Origin of the sequence: Rhodococcus sp. BP-349, assembly GCF_019835845.1 — a bacterium.
Lineage (GTDB): Bacteria > Actinomycetota > Actinomycetes > Mycobacteriales > Mycobacteriaceae > Rhodococcoides.
On sequence record NZ_JABUDR010000003.1, the window covers coordinates 880,869 to 905,234 of the forward strand.

Annotated in this window: 21 protein-coding genes; 10 read left to right on the forward strand and 11 right to left on the reverse strand. The window is 69.5% G+C overall.

Annotated features, from left to right (window positions below; all coding sequences use genetic code 11):
• Window position 1 precedes the first annotated feature (1 nt).
• On the forward strand, window positions 2–844 hold the full coding sequence (locus HQ325_RS20525; protein WP_222632122.1) for a DUF3710 domain-containing protein: 843 nt from the start codon (window positions 2–4) through the stop codon (window positions 842–844).
• Between the two features lie 37 nt (window positions 845–881).
• Here the strand turns inward: HQ325_RS20525 and HQ325_RS20530 are convergent, their stop codons facing one another.
• Entirely contained in the window at window positions 882–1,583 is a 702-nt protein-coding gene (locus HQ325_RS20530; protein WP_222632124.1) for an alpha/beta fold hydrolase, read from the reverse strand.
• Between the two features lie 139 nt (window positions 1,584–1,722).
• Here HQ325_RS20530 and HQ325_RS20535 point away from each other — a divergent pair, with 139 nt between their 5' ends.
• Both HQ325_RS20535 and HQ325_RS20540 read left to right on the forward strand, forming a co-directional pair.
• Window positions 1,723–2,100 carry an OB-fold nucleic acid binding domain-containing protein gene (locus HQ325_RS20535; RefSeq protein ID WP_027505186.1) on the forward strand — a complete coding sequence of 126 codons (378 nt, stop codon included), beginning with the start codon at window positions 1,723–1,725 and terminating at the stop codon, window positions 2,098–2,100.
• Between the two features lie 37 nt (window positions 2,101–2,137).
• Window positions 2,138–2,827, forward strand: coding sequence for a DUF3159 domain-containing protein (locus tag HQ325_RS20540; protein WP_222632126.1), 690 nt, complete (start codon window positions 2,138–2,140; stop codon window positions 2,825–2,827).
• 23 nt (window positions 2,828–2,850) lie between these two features.
• Here the strand turns inward: HQ325_RS20540 and HQ325_RS20545 are convergent, their stop codons facing one another.
• Window positions 2,851–3,516: a TrkA family potassium uptake protein gene (locus tag HQ325_RS20545; protein WP_222632128.1), complete on the reverse strand. Its 666-nt coding sequence runs from the start codon at window positions 3,514–3,516 to the stop codon at window positions 2,851–2,853.
• 59 nt (window positions 3,517–3,575) lie between these two features.
• Window positions 3,576–4,238: a TrkA family potassium uptake protein gene (locus HQ325_RS20550; RefSeq protein WP_222632130.1), complete on the reverse strand. Its 663-nt coding sequence runs from the start codon at window positions 4,236–4,238 to the stop codon at window positions 3,576–3,578.
• A gap of 123 nt (window positions 4,239–4,361) precedes the next feature.
• On the opposite strand from HQ325_RS20550, the gene HQ325_RS20555 reads away from it, so the two are divergent.
• Entirely contained in the window at window positions 4,362–6,374 is a 2,013-nt protein-coding gene (locus tag HQ325_RS20555) for an APC family permease (protein WP_222632133.1), read from the forward strand.
• The gene (locus HQ325_RS20560) at window positions 6,371–7,630 is read left to right on the forward strand and encodes a class I SAM-dependent RNA methyltransferase (RefSeq protein ID WP_222632135.1); all 1,260 of its coding nucleotides are present in this window, start codon (window positions 6,371–6,373) and stop codon (window positions 7,628–7,630) included. The genes HQ325_RS20555 and HQ325_RS20560 overlap by 4 nt, the downstream gene beginning before the upstream one ends.
• 4 nt (window positions 7,631–7,634) lie before the next feature.
• Here HQ325_RS20560 and HQ325_RS20565 read toward each other — a convergent pair whose 3' ends face one another.
• Both HQ325_RS20565 and HQ325_RS20570 read right to left on the reverse strand, forming a co-directional pair.
• Complete coding sequence (locus tag HQ325_RS20565) at window positions 7,635–8,480, reverse strand: ABC transporter permease (protein ID WP_056444823.1); 846 nt, start codon at window positions 8,478–8,480, stop codon at window positions 7,635–7,637.
• Between the two features lie 2 nt (window positions 8,481–8,482).
• Complete coding sequence (locus HQ325_RS20570) at window positions 8,483–9,607, reverse strand: ATP-binding cassette domain-containing protein (RefSeq protein ID WP_261778570.1); 1,125 nt, start codon at window positions 9,605–9,607, stop codon at window positions 8,483–8,485.
• Between the two features lie 347 nt (window positions 9,608–9,954).
• Here HQ325_RS20570 and HQ325_RS20575 point away from each other — a divergent pair, with 347 nt between their 5' ends.
• Together HQ325_RS20575 and HQ325_RS20580 are read left to right on the forward strand one after the other, a co-directional pair.
• Window positions 9,955–10,638, forward strand: coding sequence for a sigma-70 family RNA polymerase sigma factor (locus HQ325_RS20575; protein ID WP_308014625.1), 684 nt, complete (start codon window positions 9,955–9,957; stop codon window positions 10,636–10,638).
• Between the two features lie 67 nt (window positions 10,639–10,705).
• Window positions 10,706–11,485, forward strand: a complete 780-nt coding sequence (locus tag HQ325_RS20580) for an anti-sigma factor domain-containing protein (RefSeq protein ID WP_222632138.1) — start codon at window positions 10,706–10,708, stop codon at window positions 11,483–11,485.
• Between the two features lie 14 nt (window positions 11,486–11,499).
• Here HQ325_RS20580 and glsA read toward each other — a convergent pair whose 3' ends face one another.
• Window positions 11,500–13,344, reverse strand: a complete 1,845-nt coding sequence (gene glsA, locus HQ325_RS20585) for a glutaminase A (RefSeq protein ID WP_222632139.1) — start codon at window positions 13,342–13,344, stop codon at window positions 11,500–11,502.
• Between the two features lie 149 nt (window positions 13,345–13,493).
• On the opposite strand from glsA, the gene dxs reads away from it, so the two are divergent.
• The gene (dxs, locus tag HQ325_RS20590; RefSeq protein ID WP_222632140.1) at window positions 13,494–15,383 is read left to right on the forward strand and encodes a 1-deoxy-D-xylulose-5-phosphate synthase; all 1,890 of its coding nucleotides are present in this window, start codon (window positions 13,494–13,496) and stop codon (window positions 15,381–15,383) included.
• A 6-nt stretch (window positions 15,384–15,389) separates the two neighbouring features.
• Here dxs and HQ325_RS20595 read toward each other — a convergent pair whose 3' ends face one another.
• The 5 genes from HQ325_RS20595 to HQ325_RS20615 form a co-directional block, all read right to left on the reverse strand.
• Entirely contained in the window at window positions 15,390–16,400 is a 1,011-nt protein-coding gene (locus HQ325_RS20595) for an iron-siderophore ABC transporter substrate-binding protein (protein WP_222632141.1), read from the reverse strand.
• A 90-nt stretch (window positions 16,401–16,490) separates the two neighbouring features.
• Window positions 16,491–18,590 (reverse strand): 3-hydroxyacyl-CoA dehydrogenase NAD-binding domain-containing protein, encoded by a 2,100-nt coding sequence (locus tag HQ325_RS20600; protein WP_261778572.1) that lies wholly within the window; start codon window positions 18,588–18,590, stop codon window positions 16,491–16,493.
• Between the two features lie 5 nt (window positions 18,591–18,595).
• Entirely contained in the window at window positions 18,596–19,822 is a 1,227-nt protein-coding gene (locus tag HQ325_RS20605) for a thiolase family protein (RefSeq protein WP_027505200.1), read from the reverse strand.
• Between the two features lie 65 nt (window positions 19,823–19,887).
• Complete coding sequence (locus tag HQ325_RS20610) at window positions 19,888–21,207, reverse strand: ribonuclease D (RefSeq protein ID WP_222632143.1); 1,320 nt, start codon at window positions 21,205–21,207, stop codon at window positions 19,888–19,890.
• Window positions 21,208–21,233: 26 nt separating this feature from the next.
• Entirely contained in the window at window positions 21,234–21,842 is a 609-nt protein-coding gene (locus tag HQ325_RS20615) for a DUF3000 domain-containing protein (protein WP_222632144.1), read from the reverse strand.
• Window positions 21,843–21,924: 82 nt separating this feature from the next.
• On the opposite strand from HQ325_RS20615, the gene hemE reads away from it, so the two are divergent.
• Together hemE and HQ325_RS20625 are read left to right on the forward strand one after the other, a co-directional pair.
• Window positions 21,925–22,995 (forward strand): uroporphyrinogen decarboxylase, encoded by a 1,071-nt coding sequence (hemE, locus tag HQ325_RS20620; protein ID WP_222632146.1) that lies wholly within the window; start codon window positions 21,925–21,927, stop codon window positions 22,993–22,995.
• Entirely contained in the window at window positions 22,992–24,359 is a 1,368-nt protein-coding gene (locus HQ325_RS20625; protein WP_222632148.1) for a protoporphyrinogen oxidase, read from the forward strand. Before hemE ends, HQ325_RS20625 begins: the two co-directional genes overlap by 4 nt.
• The last annotated feature ends 7 nt before the right edge of the window (window positions 24,360–24,366 follow it).

The window sequence follows — 24,366 nt, forward strand, 5'->3', positions numbered from 1 at the left end:
CATGTTCGGACGCAAGAAGAAGGGGCGCGACGACATCGACGCCACCGATCTCGACTCCGCACAGGACGTCGAGATCGAGGAGACGGACGAGGTCGACGAGGTGGACGGTACGGCGGACGACACCACCGGGCCGTGGTCGATCGACGACCTGGACGGCGACCGCGAGAGCATCGCCGAGGGACGCCTCGATCTGGGGTCGGTTTTGCTGATGCTTCCCGCCGGTGGACAACTGCAGGTCGAGATGACGCAGGCCGGCGCACCCCAGGCCGTCCACATCGTCACTCCCAACGGGCGCATCACCGTGGCGGCCTTCGCTGCTCCGAAGTCGCCCGGTCAGTGGCGGGACGTCGCCGGCGAGTTAGCCGACACGCTGCGCCGCGACAACGCCCGGGTGGCCACCGAGACCGGCCCGTGGGGCCGTGAAGTCGTGGGCTCCGCAGCCGGCGGGGATCTGCGCTTCATCGGCGTCGACGGGTACCGCTGGATGATCCGCGGTGTGGCCAGCGGACCGGCAGGCAGTGTCGAAGCCGGGTCACCACTGGTCGAGCAGGCGCGCGCCGTGGTGGCGGCGACCGTGGTCGATCGCGGCTCGGATCCGCACCCGGTGCGGACGCCGTTGCCCATCACTCTGCCGCCGGCACTGGCTCAGCAGCTCGCAGCCGCGCAGCAGCAGCAGATGGCCGCCGCACAGGCCCAGGCTCAGGCCGCGGTGCAGCAGCAGGTACCCCAGCAGCAGGTACCCCAGCAGCAGGTACCCCAGCAGCAGGTACCGGATCCGGACGCCGCTGCCGAGGCGCAGCGTCGGCGTGGGCCTTCCGGTTCGGCGATGCAGCAACTCGACTGAGGATCAGCTCGACTGAGAATCAGCTCGACCGGACCCACTACCCGCCCGTCGCACGCCGGAGCGCGGTGACGCCCAGCCTGCCGAGCTCGCTCGGCGACGTGGCGAGGACGTCGAGCGCGAAGGTGTCGAGGCGCGCCGCGGGAAGTGCCGCGCACCAGTCCTGCGCGACACGGAGTGGGTGCACGGGGTCGTCGACCGCGGCCACCACGCCGACCGGCATCGTGAGGGAGCGCAAGTCGTCGAGGGTGGGTGCCACGTACCGGGCGGCGTCGTCCAGCGCCGTCGGCAGCTGCGGCCACTGTGCTCGCCACGACCGCGTCAGCGCCTCGGCGAGCCACCGCGGACTCGACTGCGCCATCGCCGACACCGATGCGTCGAGGCCGCGGGCCCGCAGCGTCGCCGCCGTCGCGGCGGCACCGACCGCTGCGGGGGAGTCGCCCGGAGATCCCGTCCACGCCGGCATCGCGAGGATCGCCCCCTGCGCGGCGCCAGGACGGTCGAGCGCCCAGCGCGCCGCGACCGCCGCGCCGAGTGAGACACCGCCCACGATCAGCTCCCCCCGAACGGCGCCTCGTACGTGGTCGAGCGCTCGCACGTAGCCCCCGACGACGTCGGCGGGTTCGGGGTCGATGACCCGCAGTGACCAGCCGAGATCTGCCACGGCCGCACCGAAGGCTCCCTCGACGAACGACGCGTCCGAGCCGGTGCCGGGCAGCAGTACGACGGTGGTTGTCTCCATGGTGTCCGCATCTTCCCGTGACGTTCACCGACCCGACCGGCCGGGTGTGGTGGGGCGTGCTCGGAAAGGTCTACAGTGGCGCTGACAGAAGCAGAACATCCGCCGCGGAAGGCCCGCGCGAACCGCTCCAGGAGCACTCATGGCACCCGCTGCCGCAGGATACTTCCGCCGCATGGCCCGGAAGTTGACCGAGGACATCGACCAACTCGATGCCGAGGAGTTGGAGTCGACGTCGAAGGCGTCCGGCGCCCAACGAGCATGCGATTGCACTCGCGGTGACGAGGTCACCATGGTCGGACGGCTCCGCAGCGTCGAGACGTGCAGCAAAGCTGCCAACGCCATCGTGGAGGCCGAGTTCTTCGACGGCACCGACACCATCTCGCTGATCTGGATCGGCCGGCGCAAGATCGCCGGGATCGAGTCCGGAACGCAGTTGCTCGTCCGTGGTCGGGTGGGGGAGCGCGAGGGCCGCAAGGTCATCTACAACCCCTACTACGAGCTGCGCACCGAGGACTAGTTCTTCGGGAGCCGCATCGTCTGGCACCCTGAACTGCATGAGCGAGTCACCGAACAGTCAGCCCACCGAGGACGCGCCTCCCGAGACGATTCTCTCCCAGCTCGGTGGGGTCAGCGGACTGGTGTTCTCCACCCTGCCCGTGCTGGTCTTCGTTCCGGTCAACTCTCTCGCCGGTCTCACCGTGGCCATCTGGGCCGCCCTCGGTCTGGCCGTGGCCATTCTGGTGTGGCGACTCGTGAAGCGGGATCCGATCCAGCCGGCCGTGTCGGGATTCTTCGGCGTGGCCGTGTGCGCGTTCATCGCCTACCGCACCGGAGATGCCAAGGGCTACTTCCTCTTCGGGATCTACACCTCGCTCGCGTACGGCGGCGTGTTCCTCGTCTCGATCCTCGCCCGCCGGCCGCTCGTCGGCATCGTGTGGGGCTACCTCAACGGCACCGGCAAGGCCTGGCGCGAGCATCGGGCCGCTGTCCGCGCGTACGACATCGCGACGTTCGCCTGGGTTCTCGTGTTCGTCGCGCGCTACGTCGTGCAGTCGCAGCTCTACGACTCCGACCAGACCGGGTGGCTCGCGGTCGCCCGCATCGCGATGGGCTGGCCGCTCGCGGCGGTCGCGTTCGCCGTCACGTTCTGGGCCGTGCGACGAGCCGACGCCGTCGTGGCCGCCGCGATGCACCGGGAGACCGAGACCGCCGAGGTCGTGGACGCGGACCGCAGCGAGCCCTGACGGCTGTCAGCCGGTCCTGACCGTCAACGCTGGGAGAGTCCCAGCACCTCTCGGAGCTCGTCCTCGACGTCGACGGTGGTGACGAACAGCAACTCGTCGCCGCCCTCGAGGGGGTCGTCCTTCTCCGGGACGATGACGCGGCCACCGCGCAGGATGGTGACCAGCGCGACGTCGCGAGGAAGCGTGATGCGCCGCACCGGCTTGCCCGCCAGCGGTGTGTTGGCCGGCAGCGTGATCTCCACGAGGTTGGCCTTTCCCTGGCGCAACGTCATCAAGCGCACCAGATCTCCCACCGAGACCGCCTCCTCGACCAGCGAGGCCAGCATGCGCGGTGTCGACACGGCGACGTCGACGCCCCACGACGCGTCGAACAGCCACTCGTTGCGCGGGTCGTTGACGCGGGCCACCACCCGGTCGACGCCGAACTCGGTCTTCGCCAGCAGGCTCAGGACCAGGTTGGCCTTGTCGTCGCCCGTCGCGGCGATGACCACGTCGTACGACTCGATGCCGGCGCCCTCCAGGGTGGCGAGCTCACAGGCGTCCGCGTGGATCCACTCGGCCGACTCCACCGACGCCGGGTCGACGTGGTCGGCCTTGCGCTCGATCAACAGGACGTGATGGTCGGACCTGAGGAGCTCGCGGGCGATCGAACGGCCCACGGCTCCCGCTCCGGCGATGGCGACTCTCATGACGGATCCTTCGGTGACAGTTCTGGTGCGGGGACGGACACGAGATGTGGCAGGAGCCGTCAGTCTTCCGGCGGAGGGTTGCTCGCGAGCGCCACGGCCTCGGCGACCATGCCGTCGACCGCCGCGATCCACACCTCGTCGTCGGCCTGGATCACGGTCTTGCGGTCGGGCAGGAGTCCGGCACCGAAGCGGATGATGAAGGCCACTCGGGACTTGGTCGCACTCTCGAGAGCGGTCACGCCCTTGCCCACCCATCCCTCGCCGATGTCGAGGCGGGCCACCGCGACGCTGCCCGACGGATCGCGCCACTTGGTGAGCTCGTTGTCGTGGATCAGCGTGTGCAGGAATCGATCCGTCGTCCACGGCACCGTGGCCACCGTGGGGATGCCGAGCCGTTCGTACACCGCCGCGCGTTTGGCGTCGTAGATACGCGCGACGACGCGCTCGACGCCGAACGTCTCGCGGGCGACGCGCGCGGAGATGATGTTGGAGTTGTCACCGGAGGACACCGCGGCCAGCGCATCGGCCCTCTCGATACCAGCCTCGACGAGCACGTCGCGGTCGAACCCCATACCGATCACCTGGCGTCCGGTGAAGTTCGGGCCGAGTCGGTGGAACGCGGTGGGATCGCGGTCGATGACCGCGACCTCGTGGCCGATGCGGGTGAGTGCACCCGCGAGGGCGGAGCCGACGCGGCCACACCCCATGACGACTACGTACAACAGACGCTCCGTTCGGGAGTCGAGAGGACGGTGCCCAGGTGATCGTTGCCGGGAGGGACTTCGCGCAACGCTATCGGTCACCCTGCACCACGGTCGAGCCCGGTACGGCCTACGCTCTGCGATGTGTCCAAGCTTTCGACGGCCACCAAGAGGCTGCTGCTGGGTAGGCCGTTCCGTAGCGACACGCTCGGACACACGCTCCTGCCCAAACGCATCGCCCTCCCGGTGTTCGCGTCCGATGCCATGTCGTCCGTCGCCTACGCGCCCGAAGAGATCTTCCTGGTGCTGTCGGTCGCCGGTATCTCGGCCTACTCGTTCTCCATCTGGGTCGGACTCGCCGTCGCCGTCGTCATGGCGGTGGTCGTGGCGAGCTACCGGCAGAACGTGCACGCCTACCCGTCCGGCGGCGGCGACTACGAGGTGGCCACCACCAACCTCGGGCCGACCGCGGGTCTGACCGTCGGCAGTGCCCTCCTCGTGGACTACGTGCTCACGGTCGCGGTGTCCATCTCGGCCGCCGCCTCCAACATCGGGTCCGCCCTGCCGTTCGTCGCGGAGCACAAGGTGCTGTTCGCGGTCGCCGCCATCGTGCTCATCACCTCCATCAACCTGCGCGGTGTCCGCGAGTCCGGCACCGCGTTCGCGATTCCCACCTACGCCTTCATGGTGGGCATGGTCGTCATGCTCGTGTGGGGCCTGGTGCAGGTGTACGTCCTCGGTGACGACGTGTCGGCCGAGTCGTCGGACTTCGACCTGCAGGCGGAGGACAGTCACCTCTACGGCATCGCGTTCGCGTTCCTGTTGGCGCGGGCGTTCTCGTCCGGGTGTGCGGCGCTGACGGGTGTCGAGGCCATCTCCAACGGCGTGCCCGCCTTCCGCAAGCCGAAGTCGCGCAACGCCGCCACGACACTCCTGCTGCTCGGCTCCATCGGCATCACGCTGCTGCTCGGCATCATCCTGCTGGCGGAGAAGATCGGGGTGAAGTACGCGGCGGACCCCGCGACTCAGCTCATCGGGGCTCCCGAGAACTACCAGCAGAAGACGCTCATCGCGCAGTTGGCCGAAGCCGTCTTCCGGCACTTCACACCCGGCTTCTACTTCATCACCATCGTGACGGCGCTGATCCTGGTGCTGGCCGCCAACACCGCCTTCAACGGGTTCCCCGTACTCGGGTCGATCCTGGCTCAGGACCGCTTCCTGCCCCGCCAGTTCCACACCCGAGGCGATCGGCTCGCGTTCAGCAACGGCATCCTGTTCCTCTCTGCCGCGGCCATCTTCTTCGTCGTCATGTTCGGCGCCGAGGTGACCAAGCTGATCCAGCTCTACATCGTCGGTGTGTTCGTCTCGTTCACGCTCAGTCAGACCGGCATGGTGCGGCACTGGACGCGGTTGTTGCGGACCGAGACCGACCCCGCGCAGCGCCGGTCGATGATGCGCTCGCGTGTCGTCAACGGCATCGGCCTGGCCATGACGGGCGCCGTCCTGGTGATCGTCCTGCTGACCAAGTTCCTCGCGGGCGCCTGGATCGCGATCATCGCGATGCTCGCGATCTTCGGACTGATGAAACTGATCCGCAAGCACTACGACTCGGTGGCCACCGAGCTCGCCGACGTCGAGTGGGACGGTGTGCTGCCCAGCCGCACGCACTCCATCGTGCTCGTGTCCAAGCTGCACAGCCCGACGCTGCGCGCCCTCGCCTACGCCCGTGCGACCAGGCCGGACACCCTCGAGGCGATCACGGTCAACGTCGACGAGGCGGACACGCGCACCCTGGTGCGCGAGTGGGAGAAGAGCGACCTCAGCGTCCCGCTCAAGGTGGTCGAGTCGCCGTACCGCGAGATCACGAAGCCCGTGCTCGACTACGTGCGCCGGGTGAAGCGGGACTCACCGCGCGACGTCGTCACCGTGTTCATCCCTGAGTACGTGGTGGGCCACTGGTGGGAGCAGGTACTGCACAACCAGAGTGCGTTGCGACTGAAGAGCCGCCTGCTCTTCCAGCCCGGCGTCATGGTCACCAGCGTGCCCTGGCAGCTCAACTCGTCCGAGCGTGCGAAGCGAGAGAGCCTCGAGAACGCGCCGGGCTCGTCCCGTCGTGGGTACGAACCCACCTCGGCCGAACGGCGGTCCGAACGATGACCGACTCGTGGCTCGGCACCGTCGTCGAGGTTCGCGTGGGCAAGCCGGGACACGGGGGCTTCTGCGTCGCACGGCACGAGGGACGCGTCATGTTCGTCCGGCACAGCCTTCCCGGCGAACTGGTGAACGCGATGGTCACCGAGGACACCGGCAAGTCCTTCTGCCGCGCGGACGCCGTCGACATCCTGGAGGCCTCGCCCGACCGCATCGCGCCGCTGTGTCCCATCTCCGGCCCCGGTGGGTCGGGATGCTGCGACTTCTCCCATGCGACTGCCGAAGCGGGACGCGAGATCAAGGCGGCCGTGGTCGCCGAGCAGCTGAGCCGCGTCGGGGGCATCGATCGCACCGTCGAGGTGGAGTCGCTCGGTGATCAGACCGGCTGGCGGACGCGCATCCGGTTGGGTGTGGACGACGAGGGACGGCCCGGTTTCCACCGACTCCGCAGTGCCGACATCGTGACCGAACTGGCCTGTCCGCAAGCGGTGCCGGGGATGTACGACGGGGTGGCGGCTCGGTCGTGGACGCCGGGCGCCGATCTCGCGGTGGCCGTCGACTCCGACGGCACCCGCCACGTCGTGGAGATCGCTCCTGCCGTCGACCGCCGCGTGCGCGCCGACACCGGTCGCCGCGGCGCCTCCTCGCGCCGCGCCGCGAAGTCCGGTGACCGCGCGCATCGGGTGCGCGAAGGTTCGGGACGGGCCGTCGAACGCGTCGGGACGCGCGAGTGGACCGTGGACTCGTGGGGGTTCTGGCAGGCCCACCGGGCGGCTGCCACGCAGTATGCCGAGGTGGTCCGGGAGTGGTCCGGTGCCCGGCCGGGCGACACGGCCTGGGACCTGTACGCCGGAGCGGGAACCTTCGCGTCCGTCGTCGCCGAGGCGGTCGGACCGGGCGGCACCGTCGCCGCGGTGGAGTTCTCTCACCGGGCAGTGGTGGACGGGCGCGCGGCGGTGACGGACCTGCCGCAGCTGTCGATGCAGGCGGCGCCCGTCGAGCGCACGATCGGATCCTTGCCGCCGCAGCCGTCCGTCGTCGTCCTCGACCCGCCACGATCCGGCGCCGGCAGACAGGTGATCGCGGCGGTCGCCGGTGCGCACCCGAATCGCGTCGTCCACATCGGGTGCGACCCCGCGTCCTTCGCGCGGGACGCGGGGCTCTACCTCTCGCACGGCTACCGCCTGGAGAATCTCCGTGCGTTCGACGCCTTCCCGATGACAAGCCACGTCGAGTGCATCGGATCGTTCGTCCGGGACTGACGCGTCACTTGGCGTTGTACAGGCGCATCGTGATCGGTCCGAACACCGCCAGCAGTCCGACGGACCAGATGCCGGTCCACATGAGCGCGTCGGTCTCGAGCACGCCGTCGGCGAAGCCGCGCAGCGTCGTCACCAGATGCGACACCGGATTGACCGACACGAACGCCTGCAGCCACCCGGGCATCGTCGTCGGGTCGACGAAGATGTTGCTGGCGAAGGTCAGCGGGAACAGCACGAGCATGGACACGCTCATCACCGCGGTCTCGCTGCGCAGCATCAGCGCGAACATCGTCCACACCCACGAGACGCAGAACGAGAACGCCAGCAGCAGCGCCACCGATGCCAGCACGCCGAGCACGCCGCCCGCCGGCCGGAAACCGAGCGCCAGACCCAGGACGAGCACGATCGTCGAGGCGAGGGTGTAGCGGACCACGTCTCCGAGCAGGGCGCCGACCAAGGGCGCGGGCCGCCAGATCGGCAGCGACCGGAATCGATCGAAGACGCCCTTCTCGATGTCCTTGTTCAAGGTCAGACCGGTGTACATGGTGATCATGACGACGGTCTGCACCAGGATGCCCGGCAGCAGGAACTGGATGTAGGCACTGGTCGACCCCGCCAGCGCGCCGCCGAACAGGAACGTGAACATGAGCGTGAACATCACCGGGAACATGGTCACGTCGAACAGTTGCTCGGGGACGTGCTTGATCTTCAGCAGTGCCCGCCACCCGAACGAGAGCGCAGCCGACATCGACGACGGTCGATCGGGACGGGGACCGGAGTCACGGAGCAACTCGGCAATGGTCGGCTGCGCGGTGCCGGTCGCGGCAGTGGGGGAGTTGGTGGTGGTCATTCTCAGGACGCCTCCAGTTCTGTCGTTCGTCCGGTCAGTGCCAGGAACACCTCGTCCAGGCTGGGTTGCCCGAGGGCGTAGGTGGTGACGCCGATGCCGTCGTCCGACAGCGTCGCGAGTGCGCGGGCCACCAGCGCGGTGTCGTCGACCAGCGCTGTGACGGCGAAGGGATCGGACTCGAGAGTCACGTCGGTGTGCAGGGTCGCGCGCAGGACGTCGGCGGCGTCGTCGCGGCGCGACTGTTCCGCGACGCGGACGTGCAGTGACCCCGAGCCGACCGACGCCTTGAGCTGACCGGTGGTGCCCTCGGCGATCACGCGGCCCCGGTCGATGACGGCCACCCGGTCGGCAAGCTGATCGGCCTCGTCGAGGTACTGCGTGGTGAGCAGGACCGTCGTGCCGCCGGCGACCAGGGAGCGCACGATCTCCCACACCTGGTTGCGGCTTCGGGGATCGAGACCCGTGGTCGGCTCGTCCAGGAACATCAGCTCCGGTGTCACCACCAGACTCGCCGCGATGTCGAGACGGCGCCGCATGCCTCCGGAGTACGCCTTGACCTGCTTGCCACCTGCCTCCACCAGATCGAAGACGCCCAGCAGCAGATCGGCACGCTCCCGCGACGCCGGGCGCGAGAACCCGTACAGCCGCGAGAGGAGCACCAGGTTCTCCACTCCCGTCAGGTCCTCGTCCAGCGAGGCGAACTGGCCCGTGAGCGCCACCGTCGACCGCACCGCGTCGGACTCCGTCGCCACGTCGTGGCCGAGCACGCGGGCCGACCCGCCGTCGATGCCGGTCAGCGTCGCCAACATGCGCATCGTCGTGGTCTTGCCGGCCCCGTTCGGCCCCAGCACCCCGTAGACCCCGCCCCGCGGGACAGCGAGATCCACACCGTCCACCGCCACCGTGTCCCCGAACCTCTTCACCAGACCGACCGCCTCGATCGCCAGGCCTCCGGCCTTCCCGTCCGTCGGCGGCCGGCCTCCGGCCTTCCCGTCTGCAAGCGGCCGGCCTCCGGCCTTCCCGATCCCCAGCGGCCGGCCTCCGGCCTTCCCGTCCGTCGGCGGCCGGCCTCCGGCCTTCCCGTCCGTCGGCGGCCGGCCTCCGGCCTTCCCGTCATGTGTCGTCATGTGAGTGCTGACTCCTGATCCGCCGCGATCTCATCGGTATGTCCGGATCGTCCGATCCGGTGCGACGAGCGTCGCGCAGTCACCGCAGGTCCGCAACGGGTTTTTCGCCGAAGACGGCGGTCACCGATCCACTCACGCCCCGGTGACGAATGATTCCTGCACGATGTTCGCGCCGTGGCGTGGGCGCCATTGCCCGGTGGCGTGGGCGTCAGGACGCGGTGGCGTGGGCGCCAGGACACGACGCGTAGGAGCTCGATCGCCGAGGGGGTGAGGATATGACGACGATGGCCACTAGTCTCATGGTCGATGAACTCGACGATGAACGTCTCGCAGCGAGGTGGGGGCCTGTGAGTGCCGGAGGAACGAGCGCTGCCGACCCGAGTGCCGGCGAGCCTCGGCACCGACGCGCTCAGGAGGACGCCGCCGACCCGTCGTGCCCCGTCCCCGATCCCGACCTCAAGCGTCGACGTGTCGCGGAGGCCGACGAACTGCGGGCGCTGCTCGCCCGTGTCGCCACCGGTGACCGCCGGGCATTCGCCGATCTGTACGACGCGACCTCGTCTCGGGTGTTCGGCATGGTTCTGCGCGTGTTGCGCGACCCCGGTTTCAGCGAGGAGACCGCGCAGGAGGTGTTCCTCCAGATCTGGAAGACCGCCGATCGATACGATCCCGCGCAGGGGTCCCCACTCGCCTGGATGATGACGCTGGCTCATCGCCGCGCCGTCGACCGCGTCCGGTCGGAGCAGTCCGGCACGGACCGCGAGGCGCTCTACGGCTCCTCGACGCACAGTCCCGCGCACGACGAGGTTCTCGAATCGGTCACCCAGACCCTGGAGTCGGAGTCGGTCGTTCGATGCCTGGACACCCTGACGGAGACGCAGCGCGAGTCGGTACGGATGGCGTACTACAGCGGGTTGACCTATCGGGAAGTGGCCGAGCGCCTGGGCGTGGCCGTTCCCACCGTGAAGTCCCGGATCCGGGACGGTCTGATCAAGTTGAAGAATTGTCTGGGGGTGGAGACCGGTGAGTGACGGAGAAGGTCGCCATCGCCGCCATGACGACACGTCCGCATCCGATGACGTGTCGGGGCAGAGTGCGATGCAGGACGTGAACGAGATGAACGACAGCGTGGTGGACGACGCCTACGCCTACGCACTGGACGCGATCGATCCCGCCGAGAGGGCGGACATCGAACGCAGGCTCGCACAGTCGGACGCGGCGACGCGGTCGTGGTTCGAGAGCATCGTCGATTCGGTGGACGAGACGATGGCGCTCAGCGCGTCGACCACGGCAGCGGAACCACCATCGTCGTTGCGCGCGAGCATCCTCGCCGCGGTGGAGAGCACTCCGCAGGGCGATTCCCAGCCACTCGCCGATCCGATCGACGACGCCCCGGTGGCGCCGGTGGTGTCGCTCGACGACCGTCGACGCACGCGTCTGCGCGTTCTCGCGGCTGCGGCGGCCGCGGTGGTGATCGTCGGAGTGGGCGGCGCCGTCGTCACGCAGCAACTGGGGGACGCACCGTCGTCGCCCACATCCCAGGTGCTCGCCGCCGGCGACATCAGGACCAGCACCGTCGAGGTCGAGGGCGGCGGTACCGCCACCGTGCGCTGGTCGCGCTCGCAGGACGCCGCCGTGGTCACGCTCGACGGACTCGCCGAGCCCGGCGACGGCAAGGTGTTCGAGATGTGGCTCATCGGAGAGGATCCCGCGCCTCGCCCGGCCGGTCTCGTTCCTGCCGATGCCGCCACGCCCGCTCGCGAGCACGTGGTGACGGGGTTGAGCGATGCGACCACGTGGGCGGTGACGGTCGAACCCGAGAGCGGTTCGGACGCACCCACCACCACGCCGATCGCCGCGGTCACGCTGGACGCCTGAGCGCAGCCGGCGTCTCAGACGACTCCGGAACGGCGCAATGCGGCGACGATCGACTCGGCCTGCTCGTACGCACGATCGAGAAGCACCTCCAGCAAGGCTGTCTTCGCATGGGGGTTGCTCTCGGTCAGCGCGTCGAAATCCTTCGGGCCGAGGATCGCGACCGTGGTGTCCTTCACCGCGGTGATGCGGAGCCCGAAGCGCGAGCGACGGACCAACGGCATCTCACCGAAACTCATGCCGGCAGACAGCGTCGACACGGCGCGGGCACGGCCGTCCGCGCCGATGAAGTCCACCGCGACGCGGCCGGACAGCACCATCACCAGACCCAGTGACACGTCACCCACCTCGGCGATGACGGTGCCCGCGCGGTACTGCCCGTCCGTCGTGCGGCAGGTGACCGCGTCGCGGAACGCCTCGTCCAACGCGGTGATGATCGGGTGCTGATCGACCGTGACCTCCGTGGGTTGCCGTGCGCCGCCGCACCATCGGTCGAGAACGGTGTCCTCGCCCCAGCGCAGCGCGGAGTCCAGATCGTCGAACACCCGGCCGCTGCCGTCGTGTTCGGACAGGGACGACACGGTGTGCGCCATCGCAGCTCGTGGATCGACCAGGACGGCGGCGCAGCCCTGTCGGCGGAGCCCGGCGGCGAGCGTGTCCAGCATCGAGCGGGCGACGTCGCTCACCTCGTCGACTCGACGCATGTCCAGGATCACGCCGTCGAGGGCGCTGCCGTCGTCGGCGCCGTGGTCGACGGCCGTGGACACCGCGCGCACGACGCTCTCCGCGGCGGAGAACAGCAGATCGCCGTGCAGTTCGAAGACGCGCACTCGGCGTCCCCGGGCGGCGAGCGTCTCCTGCTCGGCGGCGTTGCGCCGCCGACGTGAGGGGGAGTCGGCGACGGTGTACTCGGCACGCACAGCGCTGCGCGCGGCCCGGCCGACGTGGAGGAAGTGCAGTTCGAGGCGCGACGACAGTTCGCGGCACGCCTTGACCCCGCGCACGCTGTTGCCGTGAGTGTCGAGTCTGGGGGAGAACACCGAGATGCCGAGCTGGCCGGGCAGGACCGCGAGCACCGCACCGGCGACACCACTCTTGGCAGGGAGCCCGACGCGGTTGACCCAGTCGCCGGCTCCGTCGTACATACCGCAGGTGGTCATGACGCTCAACACACGCTCGACGAGCACCGGTTCGAGGGCTCGGACATCGGTGCACGGATTGAGGCCGTTGTTGGCGAGGGTCGCCGCCATGACGCCGATGTCGCGGCACGTGATGTCCAGGGAGCACTGACGGAAGTACAGATCCACCATCGCGTCCGGATCCCCCTCGACGATGCCGAAGGAGCGCAGCATGTGGCCGATGGCGCGGTTGCGATGGCCGGTGCGCGATTCGGAGGCGTGCACGGCGGCGTTCATGGCGAGTTCGCGTCCCGCGTACCGCGAGAACGAGGCCCGGATCCGTTCGAACTGCTCGTCGGGCGTCGCGCCCCGCACCAGCGACGCGGAGGTGATGGCGCCCGCGTTGATCATCGGGTTGCGCGGGCGCTCGGTGACGGGGTCGAGGCTGATCTCGTTGAACGGCTCACCGGACGGCTCCACGTCGATCTTGCGGGCCACCGCGGACTCGCCGCGATCGGTGAGAGCCAGGGCGTAGGTGAACGGTTTGGACACCGACTGGATCGTGAACGGCACGTCCGTGTCGCCCACCTGGTACACGTGGCCGTCGGCCGTCGTCAGGCAGATACCGAAGCGATCGGGGTTCGCGGCCGCCAGTTCGGGGATGTAATCGGCGACGCCACCGGAGGTGTCCGCCACACACAGTGCGTGGACCTCCTCCAGAATCTCCTGCACGACGTCGGTCATCGTCACCACTCTCTCGATTCTGGGCCGCGGCTCGGCGCTCGTACGGTAACCCGCCGATCCGCGTCCACGTAGACTTGTCCGAACTGGCCTGTCCGAGTGCCCCACGGCACGACGGACGACAAGGCAATCTTCGGAGGGGAGCGATTTCGTTGGGTGTTCTGGACGGCGTGCACGAGCCCAGCGACCTGCGTGCCCTCGGCCCGGTGGAGCTGGCCGAACTGGCGGACGAGATCCGTCGGTTCCTGGTCGAGAAGGTGTCTGCCACGGGTGGCCACCTCGGACCCAATCTCGGTGTCGTCGAGTTGACTCTGGCGATCCACCGCGTGTTCGACTCCCCTCGTGACCCGGTGATCTTCGACACCGGCCACCAGGCGTACGTGCACAAGATGGTCACCGGTCGCGCGGACCGCTTCGACTCCCTGCGCAAGGAGGGTGGCCTGTCCGGCTACCCGTCCCGCAGCGAGAGCGAGCACGACTGGGTCGAGTCCTCGCATGCGTCGGCATCCCTCTCCTACGCCGACGGCCTCGCCAAGGCCTTCGAGCTGACCGGTCGTGGTGATCGTCACGTCGTCGCCGTCGTCGGGGACGGCGCCCTCACCGGTGGCATGTGTTGGGAGGCGCTCAACAACATCGCGGCCGGCAAGGATCGTTCCGTCGTGATCGTCGTGAACGACAACGGTCGCTCCTACTCGCCGACCATCGGCGGCCTCGCCGACCATCTCGCGACGCTGCGCCTGCAGCCCAACTACGAGCGCGCGCTGGACACCGGCCGTCACATGGTGAAGAACCTGCCCGTGGTCGGGTCGGCCGCGTACGCCATGTTGCACGGCATGAAGGCCGGCCTCAAGGACGCGATCAGCCCGCAGGTCATGTTCACCGATCTGGGCATCAAGTACCTCGGCCCGGTCGACGGACACGATCAGGCGGCTCTGGAATCGGCGCTGCGCCGTGCGAAGGCCTTCGGCGGGCCGGTCATCGTCCACGCCGTGACGCGCAAGGGCATGGGCTACTCGTTCGCCGAGAACGACGTCGCCGACCAGATGCACTCGACGGGCGTCATCGACCCGCTCACCGGCCTGGCGACCAGCGTCGCGGCTCCGGACTGGACGTCGGAATTCTCCCGTCAACTCATCGCCCTGGGAACCGACCGCGAGGACGTCGTGGCCATCACCGCCGCGATGGCCGGACCCACCGGGCTCGCCGCCTTCGGCGAGGTGTTCCCGGATCGTTTCTTCGACGTGGGCATCGCCGAGCAGCACGCGCTCACGTCCGCCGCCGGTCTCGCACTCGGGGGTCTGCACCCCGTGGTCGCGATCTACTCGACGTTCCTCAATCGGGCGTTCGATCAGCTATTGATGGACGTGGCACTACTGAACCTGCCGGTCACCCTGGTGCTCGATCGCGCCGGGGTCACCGGATCGGACGGCGCCAGTCACAACGGCATGTGGGACATGTCGTTGCTCGGCATCGTGCCGAACATGCGCGTCGCGGCCCCCCGCGACGGAGCGACACTGCGCGAGGAACTCGCCGAGGCGCTCGCAGTGTCCGACGGACCCACCGCGCTGCGCTTCCCCAAGGGCGCCATCCCCGACGACATCGAGGCGGTGCGGCGTCTGGACGACTCCGTCGACGTGCTGCACGAGTCCGAGGGGGAGTCGGACGTGCTCCTCGTCGCTGTCGGGCCGTTCGCGTCGCTGGCACTGGACACGGCGAGAGAGCTCGCCGCGGACGGTGTCTCGGCCACGGTCGTCGATCCCCGGTGGGTGCTGCCCGTTCCGGACTCGCTCGTCAAGCTCGCCGCGGACTTCCGTCTGGTGGTCACGCTCGAGGACAGCGGTCTGCACGGCGGTATCGGTGCATCCGTGTCCGCCGCCCTGCGCGCCGGCGGCGTCGATGTTCCCTGTCGGGATCTCGGTGTGCCGCAGCAGTTCCTGGATCACAGCTCGCGGGATCGGATTCACGCCGACATCGGCCTCACCCCGTCGGACATCGCCGGCCGGGTGCGCGGATGGATCGCACACCGGCCCGGCGACATCTGACGGTCGCTACGTCGCCTTGGTGGCGGCGTCCTTCAACTGCGGGAGGATCCGGTCGAGTACCCACGGGGTGCTCACCGGGTTGACGTTGCTCAGACCGGCGATGACCTGCTCGTCACTGAGCGCGACCGCGGATCCGGAGGCGACCGCGGGCAGCGTCGCCACAGCCGGGACCGAGGCGAGGTCGAAGCCCTCCGGAGTGAACGCGACGATCACGTCGGCGTCGAAGCTCTGCACGTTCTCCAGAGACACGGTGGAGAAGAAGGTGTCCGCTGAGTCGGCCTCGTCGAGTGCCACGACGCCGGGGGCGTTGACGAAGCCCATCTCGTTGAGAACCTGCACGCGAGGATCGGACGGCATGTAGACGTTCGCCTGACCGGCGTCCGTGTCCAGGTTCACCACCGCGACGGTCTTGCCGGCGAACTCCGGATTGGCCTCGGCTTCCGAGGCGAGCCGCCGGCCCATACCGTCGATCAGAGCCTGTGCCTCCGTGGGCTTCCCGACTGCCTCACCGATCATCGTGGTCTGGTCCTGCCACGTCGTCTGCCAGGCCTCACCGGGGTAGGCGACGACGGGCGAGACAGCGGACAACGTGTCGTAATACGACTGCGGGAAACCCTCGTAGGGCGCGAGCACCAGGTCGGGCGCCAGGGTCGCGAGGGCCTCGACGTCGGGCTCACCCGCAGCCGGATCCTCGTACAGGGTGGTGGCGTCCGCGTCGTAGAACTCCTGCGCCCACGGCATCACGCCGTTCTCGTCGGCACCGTAGGTGTACTTCGGCTGGCCGACGGGCGTGATGTCGAGGGCGCCGAGGATGTCCTGTGCGTTCCAGCCCATCGTGACGATGCGTTCCGGTGCGGCGTCGATGGTGGTCGAACCGAAGGCGTGATCGATGGTGACGGGGAACGCGCCACCCGACGCGGCGGCGGGCGCGTCGGAGTCGGCATCGGACGAACATCCGGCGACGAGGGCGAGCGCGGCAGTGGCCGCGACGGCGGGGAGAAGGCGAGAGCGTTTCACATGGTTAGCCTAACCTATGTATGGCCTCCGGCCCCGTGCGCCCTTCGCGTATCCAGGGATGCGCAAAGGGCGCACGAGGGCGCAGCCCGATCAGACGCTCGCGACACCCTTGTCGAGGAACCGGTGACCGGTGACGGCCTCGGAGGTGCCCGTGCGATCGAGGTACGGCACGATGCCGCCGTTCCAGAACCCGAATCCGCCGCCGAGGATCAGGCAGAGGTCGATGTCCTGGGCGGCTGCGACGACGCCCTCCTGCAGCATGATGTCGATCTCCTCCGCGAAGGCGCGGCGGGTGCGATCGAGCACCTGCTCGGCCGTCGACGGTGAGTCGCCCTGCGGCCACAGATCGGCGATCTCGGGGTCGACGGTCTTGGCTCCGTCGGCGCCGTAGGTCCACACCGCGGACTTCTTGTTCGCGACCATCGCCTGCAGGCCGGGGGAGTCGTGGAACCGCTCCGGGTAATACTCGGCCATGGTCTCGCCGGTGTGCAGTGCGACGGCGGGGCCGACGAGCGAGAGCAGCGTGAGCGGGCTCATCGGCATGCCGAGCTCGCTGATGGCGTTGTCCGCGACGTCGAAGGGCGTGCCCTCGTCGATCGCGTTCATGACCTCGCCGAGGGCGCGGGTGAGCAAGCGGTTGAAGACGAAGCCGGGCTTGTCGGCGATCAGGACCGCGGACTTGCGCAGAGACTTGGCCGTCGCGAATGCCGTTGCCAGCGTGGCGTCGTCGGTCTTGTCGCCGCGGACGATCTCCAACAGCGGAAGAACGGCCACGGGGTTGAAGAAGTGGAATCCGACGACCCGCTCGGGGTGCTTCAGCTCCGCCGCCATTCGGGTGATCGACAACGACGACGTGTTCGTCGCGAGGATCGTCTCGGGGGACACGAACTCCTCGAGCTCGGCGAACACCTTCTTCTTGACGTCGAGGTTCTCGAAGACGGCCTCGATGACCCAGTCGGTCGTCGCGAAAGCGGACTTGTCGAGCGATCCGGACACCAACGCCTTGAGACGGTTCGCCGCGTCGGGGGAGAGTCGCTTCTTGCCCTGCAGCTTGTCGATCTCGGCGTGGACGTACCCGACGCCCTTGTCGATGCGCTCCTGGTCGATGTCGGTGAGGATCACCGGCACCTTCAACTGACGTACGAACAGCAGGGCGAGCTGGCTGGCCATGAGGCCGGCGCCCACGATGCCGACGCCGGTGACCTTCCGAGCCAGCGACTTGTCGGGCGCTCCGGCAGGCCGCTTGGCACGCTTCTGCACGAGGTCGAATGCGTAGAGCCCGGCCCGCAGTTCGTCGGCCATGAGAAGGTCGGCCAACGCCTCGTCCTCGGCAGCGAAGGCGGCGTCGAGCGACGCGGAGTCGGTGATGTCGGTCGACTTGGCCAGCTCCAGCAGCTGCACGGCGCGCACCGGTCCCGGTGCGTGGTCTCCCGTCTTGCCGGACACGATGGCCTTCGCGCGCGCGATCGCGTCGTCCCAGCCCTGGCCGCGGTCGATCTCGGGGCGGGCGGGGGTGACGTCCCCGGAGACGACCTTCGCGGCCCACAGCAGGGACTGCTCGAGGAAATCGGCGCCGCCGAAGACTTCGTCGGCGATCCCGAGCTTCAGCGCGTCCGCAGGCTTGAGCATCCGGTTCTGGTTGAGTGCGTTCTCGATCACCACGGTGACGGCATTGGCCGGCCCGATCAGGTTGGGCAGCAACTGAGTTCCGCCCCAGCCGGGAACCAGACCCAGGAATGTCTCCGGGAGCCCCAGAGCCGCAGCGTTGTCCGCGACGGTGCGGTAGTGGCAGTGCAGCGCGATCTCGAGTCCACCGCCCAGAGCGGCGCCGTTCACGAACGCGAACGTCGGAACCGTCGACTCGCGAAGACGTCGGAACACCTTGTGTCCCAGCGTGCCGATCTCCAGGGCGACCGCCCGGTCGGAGATGTTCGGCACGCCGTTCAGGTCTGCGCCGACGGCGAAGACGAACGGTTTCCCGGTCACCGCGACGGCCACCGGATTCGCCGCGTAGGCCGCGTCCAGTGCCGCATCGAGCTCGGTGAGTCCGGCGGGTCCGAAGGTGGACGGCTTGGTGTGGTCGAAGCCGTTGTCGAGCGTGACGATGGCGACCGGGCCGTCGAGGCCGGGCACGGTGACGATCCTGGTGAACGCGTGGGTCACCACTTCATCGGAGAAGGCAGAAGTCATGGCAATCACTTGCTTCCGTCGTAGGCGGGATTTTCCCAGATGACGCTGCCGCCCATGCCGAGGCCGATGCACATGGTGGTGAGGCCGTAGCGGACATCGGGGCGAGTGGCGAACTGCCGGCTGAGCTGGGTCATCAGTCGAACGCCCGAGGACGCGAGGGGATGGCCGCAGGCGATGGCGCCGCCCCACTGGTTGATCCGGGCGTCGTCGTCGGCGATACCGAAGTGCTCGGTGAACGCGAGGACCTGGATGGCGAAGGCCTCGTTGATCTCGAAGAGGCCGATGTCCTCGATGGACAGGCCGGTGCGTCCGAGCAGCTTCTCGGTGGCGGGGACGGGACCGATGCCCATCACGGCCGGATCGACGCCGGCGAACGAGAAGCCCACCATGCGCATCCCGACCTTCAGGCCGAGTTCCGCGGCGGTGTCCTCGCCGGCCAGGATCGCCGCTGTCGCACCGTCGTTGAGTCCGGCGGCGTTGCCGGCGGTGACGCGTCCGGCGGGCCGGAACGGAGTCTTGAGCTTCGCCAGATCGTCCAGGGTCGTGCCGGGGCGCGGCGGCTCGTCCTCGGTGGCGAGGCCCCACCCGGCGGCGGACTTGGTCGCAACGGGAACGAGCGTCTCGCCGATGAGTCCGGCCTTCTTCGCCGCGTCGTACTTCTCCTGGCTCGCGACGGCGTAGGCGTCCGTGCGGTCCTTGGTGATGGACGGGTAGCGGTCGTGCAGGTTCTCGGCCGTGTTGCCCATGACGAGCGCGCTGGGATCGACGAGCTTGTCGGCCAGGAAGCGCGGGTTCGGGTCGACGCCCTCGCCCATCGGGTGCCGGCCCATGTGCTCGACGCCGCCGGCGATGACCACGTCGTATTGTCCGAAGCCGATGCCCGACGCGGTGGTGGTCACCGCGGTCATCGCGCCCGCACACATCCGGTCGACGGCGAAGCCGGGCACGCTGCGGGGGAGCCCGGCGAGCAGTGCCGACGTGCGGCCGATGGTCAGGCCCTGGTCACCGGTCTGCGTCGTGGCGGCGATGCCGACCTCGTCGACGCGCTCGGGTGGCAGCTCGGGGTTGCGGCGGAGAAGTTCACGGATGGCTTTGACCACGAGGTCGTCCGCTCGGGTGTCCGCGTACATACCCTTGGGGCCGGCCTTGCCGAACGGCGTACGAACACCGTCGACGAACGCGACGCCACGACTGGACGCGGATCGAGCGGGAGCGGATTTCGGAGAAGACATGGTTCCTTCCGGCAGGCGCTGGAACGAGCCGGACGCCCGGCTCGCGCGCCCACTCTAACCCGTGCCTACTCGTCGGTAACTTCGGCCGTCGTCGACTCCGCGGCGGTCCGCAGGCCCGCTGCCACGGCGGGACCCGCCACCTCGCGCTGCCAGGGCCGCGACCCGTGCGCCGCGAGATGGCGGTCGACGAGCACGTCCTCGTCCGTCCCGTACTCCGCGACGAGAGCAGGATGGTCCCAGCAGATGCGACGGACGAGATCGGGAGTCAGCAGGTTCTCGACCGGAACGGCGACCTCCGCGGACAGGGCGGCCAGCGCGTCGCGGACGGCGGACAGACGCCCGGCGGCCTCCGGATCGCGCCGCGCCCACCGACTGACCGGCGGAGGCCCGACGAAGGGCTGGGTCACCGGGGGCAGCGCGTCGTCGGCAAGTGCGCGTGCGTGCTCGATCGCGTCCATCCACACACGCGCCTGGCGACGCTGACGAGGTCCGCCGAATACGGGCAACGCGTTCAGCTCGGACACCGTGGCGGGGTTCCTCTGCGCGGCGGCGACGATCGCGGAGTCCGGCAGGACGCGGCTCGGCGCGATGTCGCGGCGGCGCGCGAGATCGTCGCGGGCGGTCCACAGAGCGCGGACGACGGCGAGTGTCCGTGCGTTCTTGATGGTGTGGATACCGGAGGTGCGGCGCCAGCGGTCGGGCTTGGGAGGCGCCGGGGGTGCGGTGCGGATGTACTCGAATTCCTGTGCGGCCCAGTCGGTCTTGCCCTGGCTCTCGAGCTCCTCGGCCATGGCGTCACGCAACTCGACGAGCACCTCGACATCGAGTGCCGCGTAGTTGAGCCAGGTGTCGGGCAACGGTCGGGTGGACCAGTCCGCCGCACCGTGACCCTTCTGCAGCGACAGGCCCAACGTCCGTTCGACGATGGCCGCCAGACCGACACGGTCGAAGCCGGCGAGTCGGCCCGCCAGCTCCGTGTCGTACAGCGACGCGGGCGTCATGCCGAGCTCGGCGAGCCCCGGCAGATCCTGATCGGCGGAGTGCAGTACCCACTCCATGTCGTTCACGACGGCGGCGAAGCCGGCGAGCGCCTCGACACCACCGTCGCGGACCACCGGAATCGGATCGAGCAGGACGGTGCCCGCACCCCGGCGACGGAACTGCAGCAGATACGCGCGAGCCGAGTATCGGAAACCCGATGCGCGTTCCGCGTCGACGGCCAACGGTCCGGTTCCCGACGCCAGCAGCTCCGCGGCCGCTCGCACCGCGTCCGCCGTGTCCGTCAACGGCGGGACCCCCTCGCGTGGAGCGAGAAGGGGAGTCGCCTCCGGCTCGACGGCGGTGTCGCCGGAGAAGGCAGGAGTCGAGTCGGGCGTGTCGGGCATTGTTCGAACTCTAGGCTGTCCGACGATCAGGCGTCGGAGCTGCCCGAGTCGGCGCGTGCACCCAGCGCCGTGATGCCCGCCGGGGGCAGGCCCGCGGCGTAGGCGAGAACCTCACCGAACGCCTCCACGTGCACCGACAGTTCCTCGCTGAGCGCGGTCCACGATGCCCGCAGCTCGAGTTGGTGGGCACGCGGCGGGCCGGCGATGTCCCCGTACCGCACCGAACTCGTCGAGGTGACCGTGCCGCCCAGCGCCGTCAGCGGCTCGGACCGCGCCTCGAACGCGTCGACCAGCCAACTCCACGCCACCTCGGGCAGCAGCGGATCCGACGCGAGCGACGCATCGACGTCGGCCTGGATGTAGGCGACCAGGCGCATGGTGCCGTTCCACGCCTCGTCGCCGTCCGGGTCGTACAACAGGATGAGGCGCCCGAAAGCGTCACCCTCGCTCTGCTCGGGCACCGACTCCGTCTCGGAGTGGCGCACCTCGGCCCCCAGTGCGTAACTGAACGGTGCCAGGCGCTGCGGAGGCCGGATCGGCCCGACCTCGATGTTCGGGTGGACCGTCGCCCGGTGCATCGCGTCGATGGCGGCGCGGAAGGGCGCAGGCTGCGAGGCGCTCTCGGACGTGGTCACGTGTGCGGACGTTAGCCGCGACCGTCGGCCCAGCGGAGGAGGCGCGCCGGGCAGGTGTGCGTCTCTGGCAGCATGGACGCCGATGAACACCACCCCTGACGCCGTCGGCCCGCGTCGAAGCCTGCCCGAAGCTCCCTTCCTCGCGGCCGCGACGGGACGGACGCCGTCGCGTCGGCCCGTGTGGTTCATGCGTCAGGCAGGTCGGTCGCTGCCCGAGTACCGCAAGCTGCGGGAGGGCACCTCCATGCTCGCCTCGTGCTTCGACCCCGAGATGGTCTGCGAGATCACGATGCAGCCGGTCCGGCGGCACGGGGTCGACGCGGCGATCCTGTTCTCCGACATCGTCGTGCCGCTCAAGGCGGCCGGCGTCGACCTCGAGATCGTGGCCGGCACCGGTCCCGTCGTGGCGAACCCGGTGCGGTCCGTGGCCGACGTGCAGTCGTTGCCGGTCCTGCAGTCGGAGCAGATCGAGCCGGTCGCGAAGGCCATCTCCCTGCTCCTGGCCGAGTTGAAGGACGTGCCCCTCATCGGCTTCGCGGGCGCACCGTTCACGCTGGCGTCCTACCTGGTCGAAGGCGGTCCGAGTCGTAACCACGAGCGCACCAAGGCGCTCATGCACTCGGATCCGCAGACGTGGCACGCGTTGCTCTCGTCGCTGGCCGACATGACCATCGCCTTCCTCACCGCGCAGGCCGATGCCGGCGTCGACGCGGTCCAGCTCTTCGACTCGTGGGCCGGGGCGTTGTCCCTCGCCGAGTACCGCGAGTTCGTGTTCCCGCACTCGAGCCGAGTGTTCGAGGCCATGGCGTCGGCCGGGGTGCCGCGCATCCACTTCGGCGTCGGGACGGGCGAGCTGCTCGGTGCGATGGGTGAGGCGGGCGCGGACGTCGTCGGTGTCGACTGGCGGATCCCGCTCGACGTCGCCGCTCGTCGGGTTGGTCCGGGCAAGGCTCTGCAGGGCAATCTCGATCCCGCCGTGTTGTTCGCGGGCCCCGACGCGGTGCGCCGCGAGGTCACCCGCATCGTGGGCGAAGCGGACGCCGCACTCGCGGCCGGCGCCACCGGGCACATCTTCAACCTGGGCCACGGGGTCCTGCCCGCCACCGATCCCGACGTGGTGACGTCGGTGGTGGAGCTGGTGCACTCGCTGTGACCTCGGTCGCCGTCGTCGGAGCGGGCATCAGTGGACTGGTGGCCGCGTACCGGCTGCGGCAGTCGCTGGGACCCGCCGCGCGGATCGTGCTGGTCGAGAAGGCGCCGCGCATCGGGGGCAAACTCCGGTCGGTGGACCTCGCGGGTGGCCCGGTCGACGTCGGTGCCGAGGCGTTCATCGCGCGTCGTCCCGAGGTTCCCGCTCTGCTCGACGAGCTCGGACTCGCCGATCAGCTCGTGCGGCCGTCGCCCGCCGCCCGCCCGCTCCTGCGTTCTGGGGGCATGCTGCACGGACTGCCGACCGGGACGTTGATGGGCATCCCGGCCACGTCCGAGTCGGTGCGGTCCCTGGTCGACGACGCCACGTGCCGCCGCATCGACACAGACCGCGACCGGCCACTGCGGTGGACACCCGGCGACGACGCGTCGGTTGGTGACCTGGTGTCCGAGCGGTTCGGCCCCCAGGTGACCGCGCGAAGCGTCGACCCACTGCTGGGCGGCGTCTACTCCGGACTCGCTGTCTCCACGAGCATCCGGGCCGCGGTGCCGACGCTCGCCGCGGCCCTCGACGCCGGTGCCCCCTCGCTGGTGGACGCCGTCGAGCGCGCCCGCCCGACGCCGGCGCCGGGACCGGTGTTCGGCGGACTGCGCGGTGGCTACGGCGTGCTTCTCGACGCGCTGCTCGCCGCTTCCGGTGCCGAACTCGTCGCCGCGGACGTGCGGCGCGTGACGTCCGACGACCGCGGCGTGTGGCACGTCGACGGCGTCGGGGTGGTGGACGGCGTCGTCCTCGCCGCGCCCGCACCGCAGACGGTCTCGATGCTGCTCGACACGGCGCCGGCACTCGCGCGGGAACTCGGGGACGTGGAACTCGCCTCGTCGGCGGTAGTGGCCCTCGGGTTCGAGGACGGGGGACTACCGCAGAACTCGGGTGTCCTGGTCGCCACGGGGGAGCTCGATTCCTCCGGTGTCCCGTTGCGCGCCAAAGCTTTCACGCTGTCGAGCCGCAAGTGGCCGCATCTCGCCGAGCGCGGTGGCCAGCTGGTGCGGGTCTCCTTCGGACGCTTCGGGGACGCGGACATCGTCGACCGGCCCGACGCCGACCTGGTGTCGGCGGCCCGCACGGATCTGCGTGAGGTGCTCGGTGTGGACGAGGAGCCGACGACGACGTTCGTACAACGCTGGCACGGCGGACTGCCGCAGTACCGCCCCGGCCACACCGACCTCGTGGCCCGCGTCGAGGACGCCGCCTCGGCGGTGCGCCGACTCGAACTCGCGGGCGCGTACCTGCACGGCGTCGGAGTTCCCGCGTGCGTCGCGACGGCATCCGCGGCGGCGGCCCGGCTGGCGGAGGCGCTGGCCTGACGGCCCG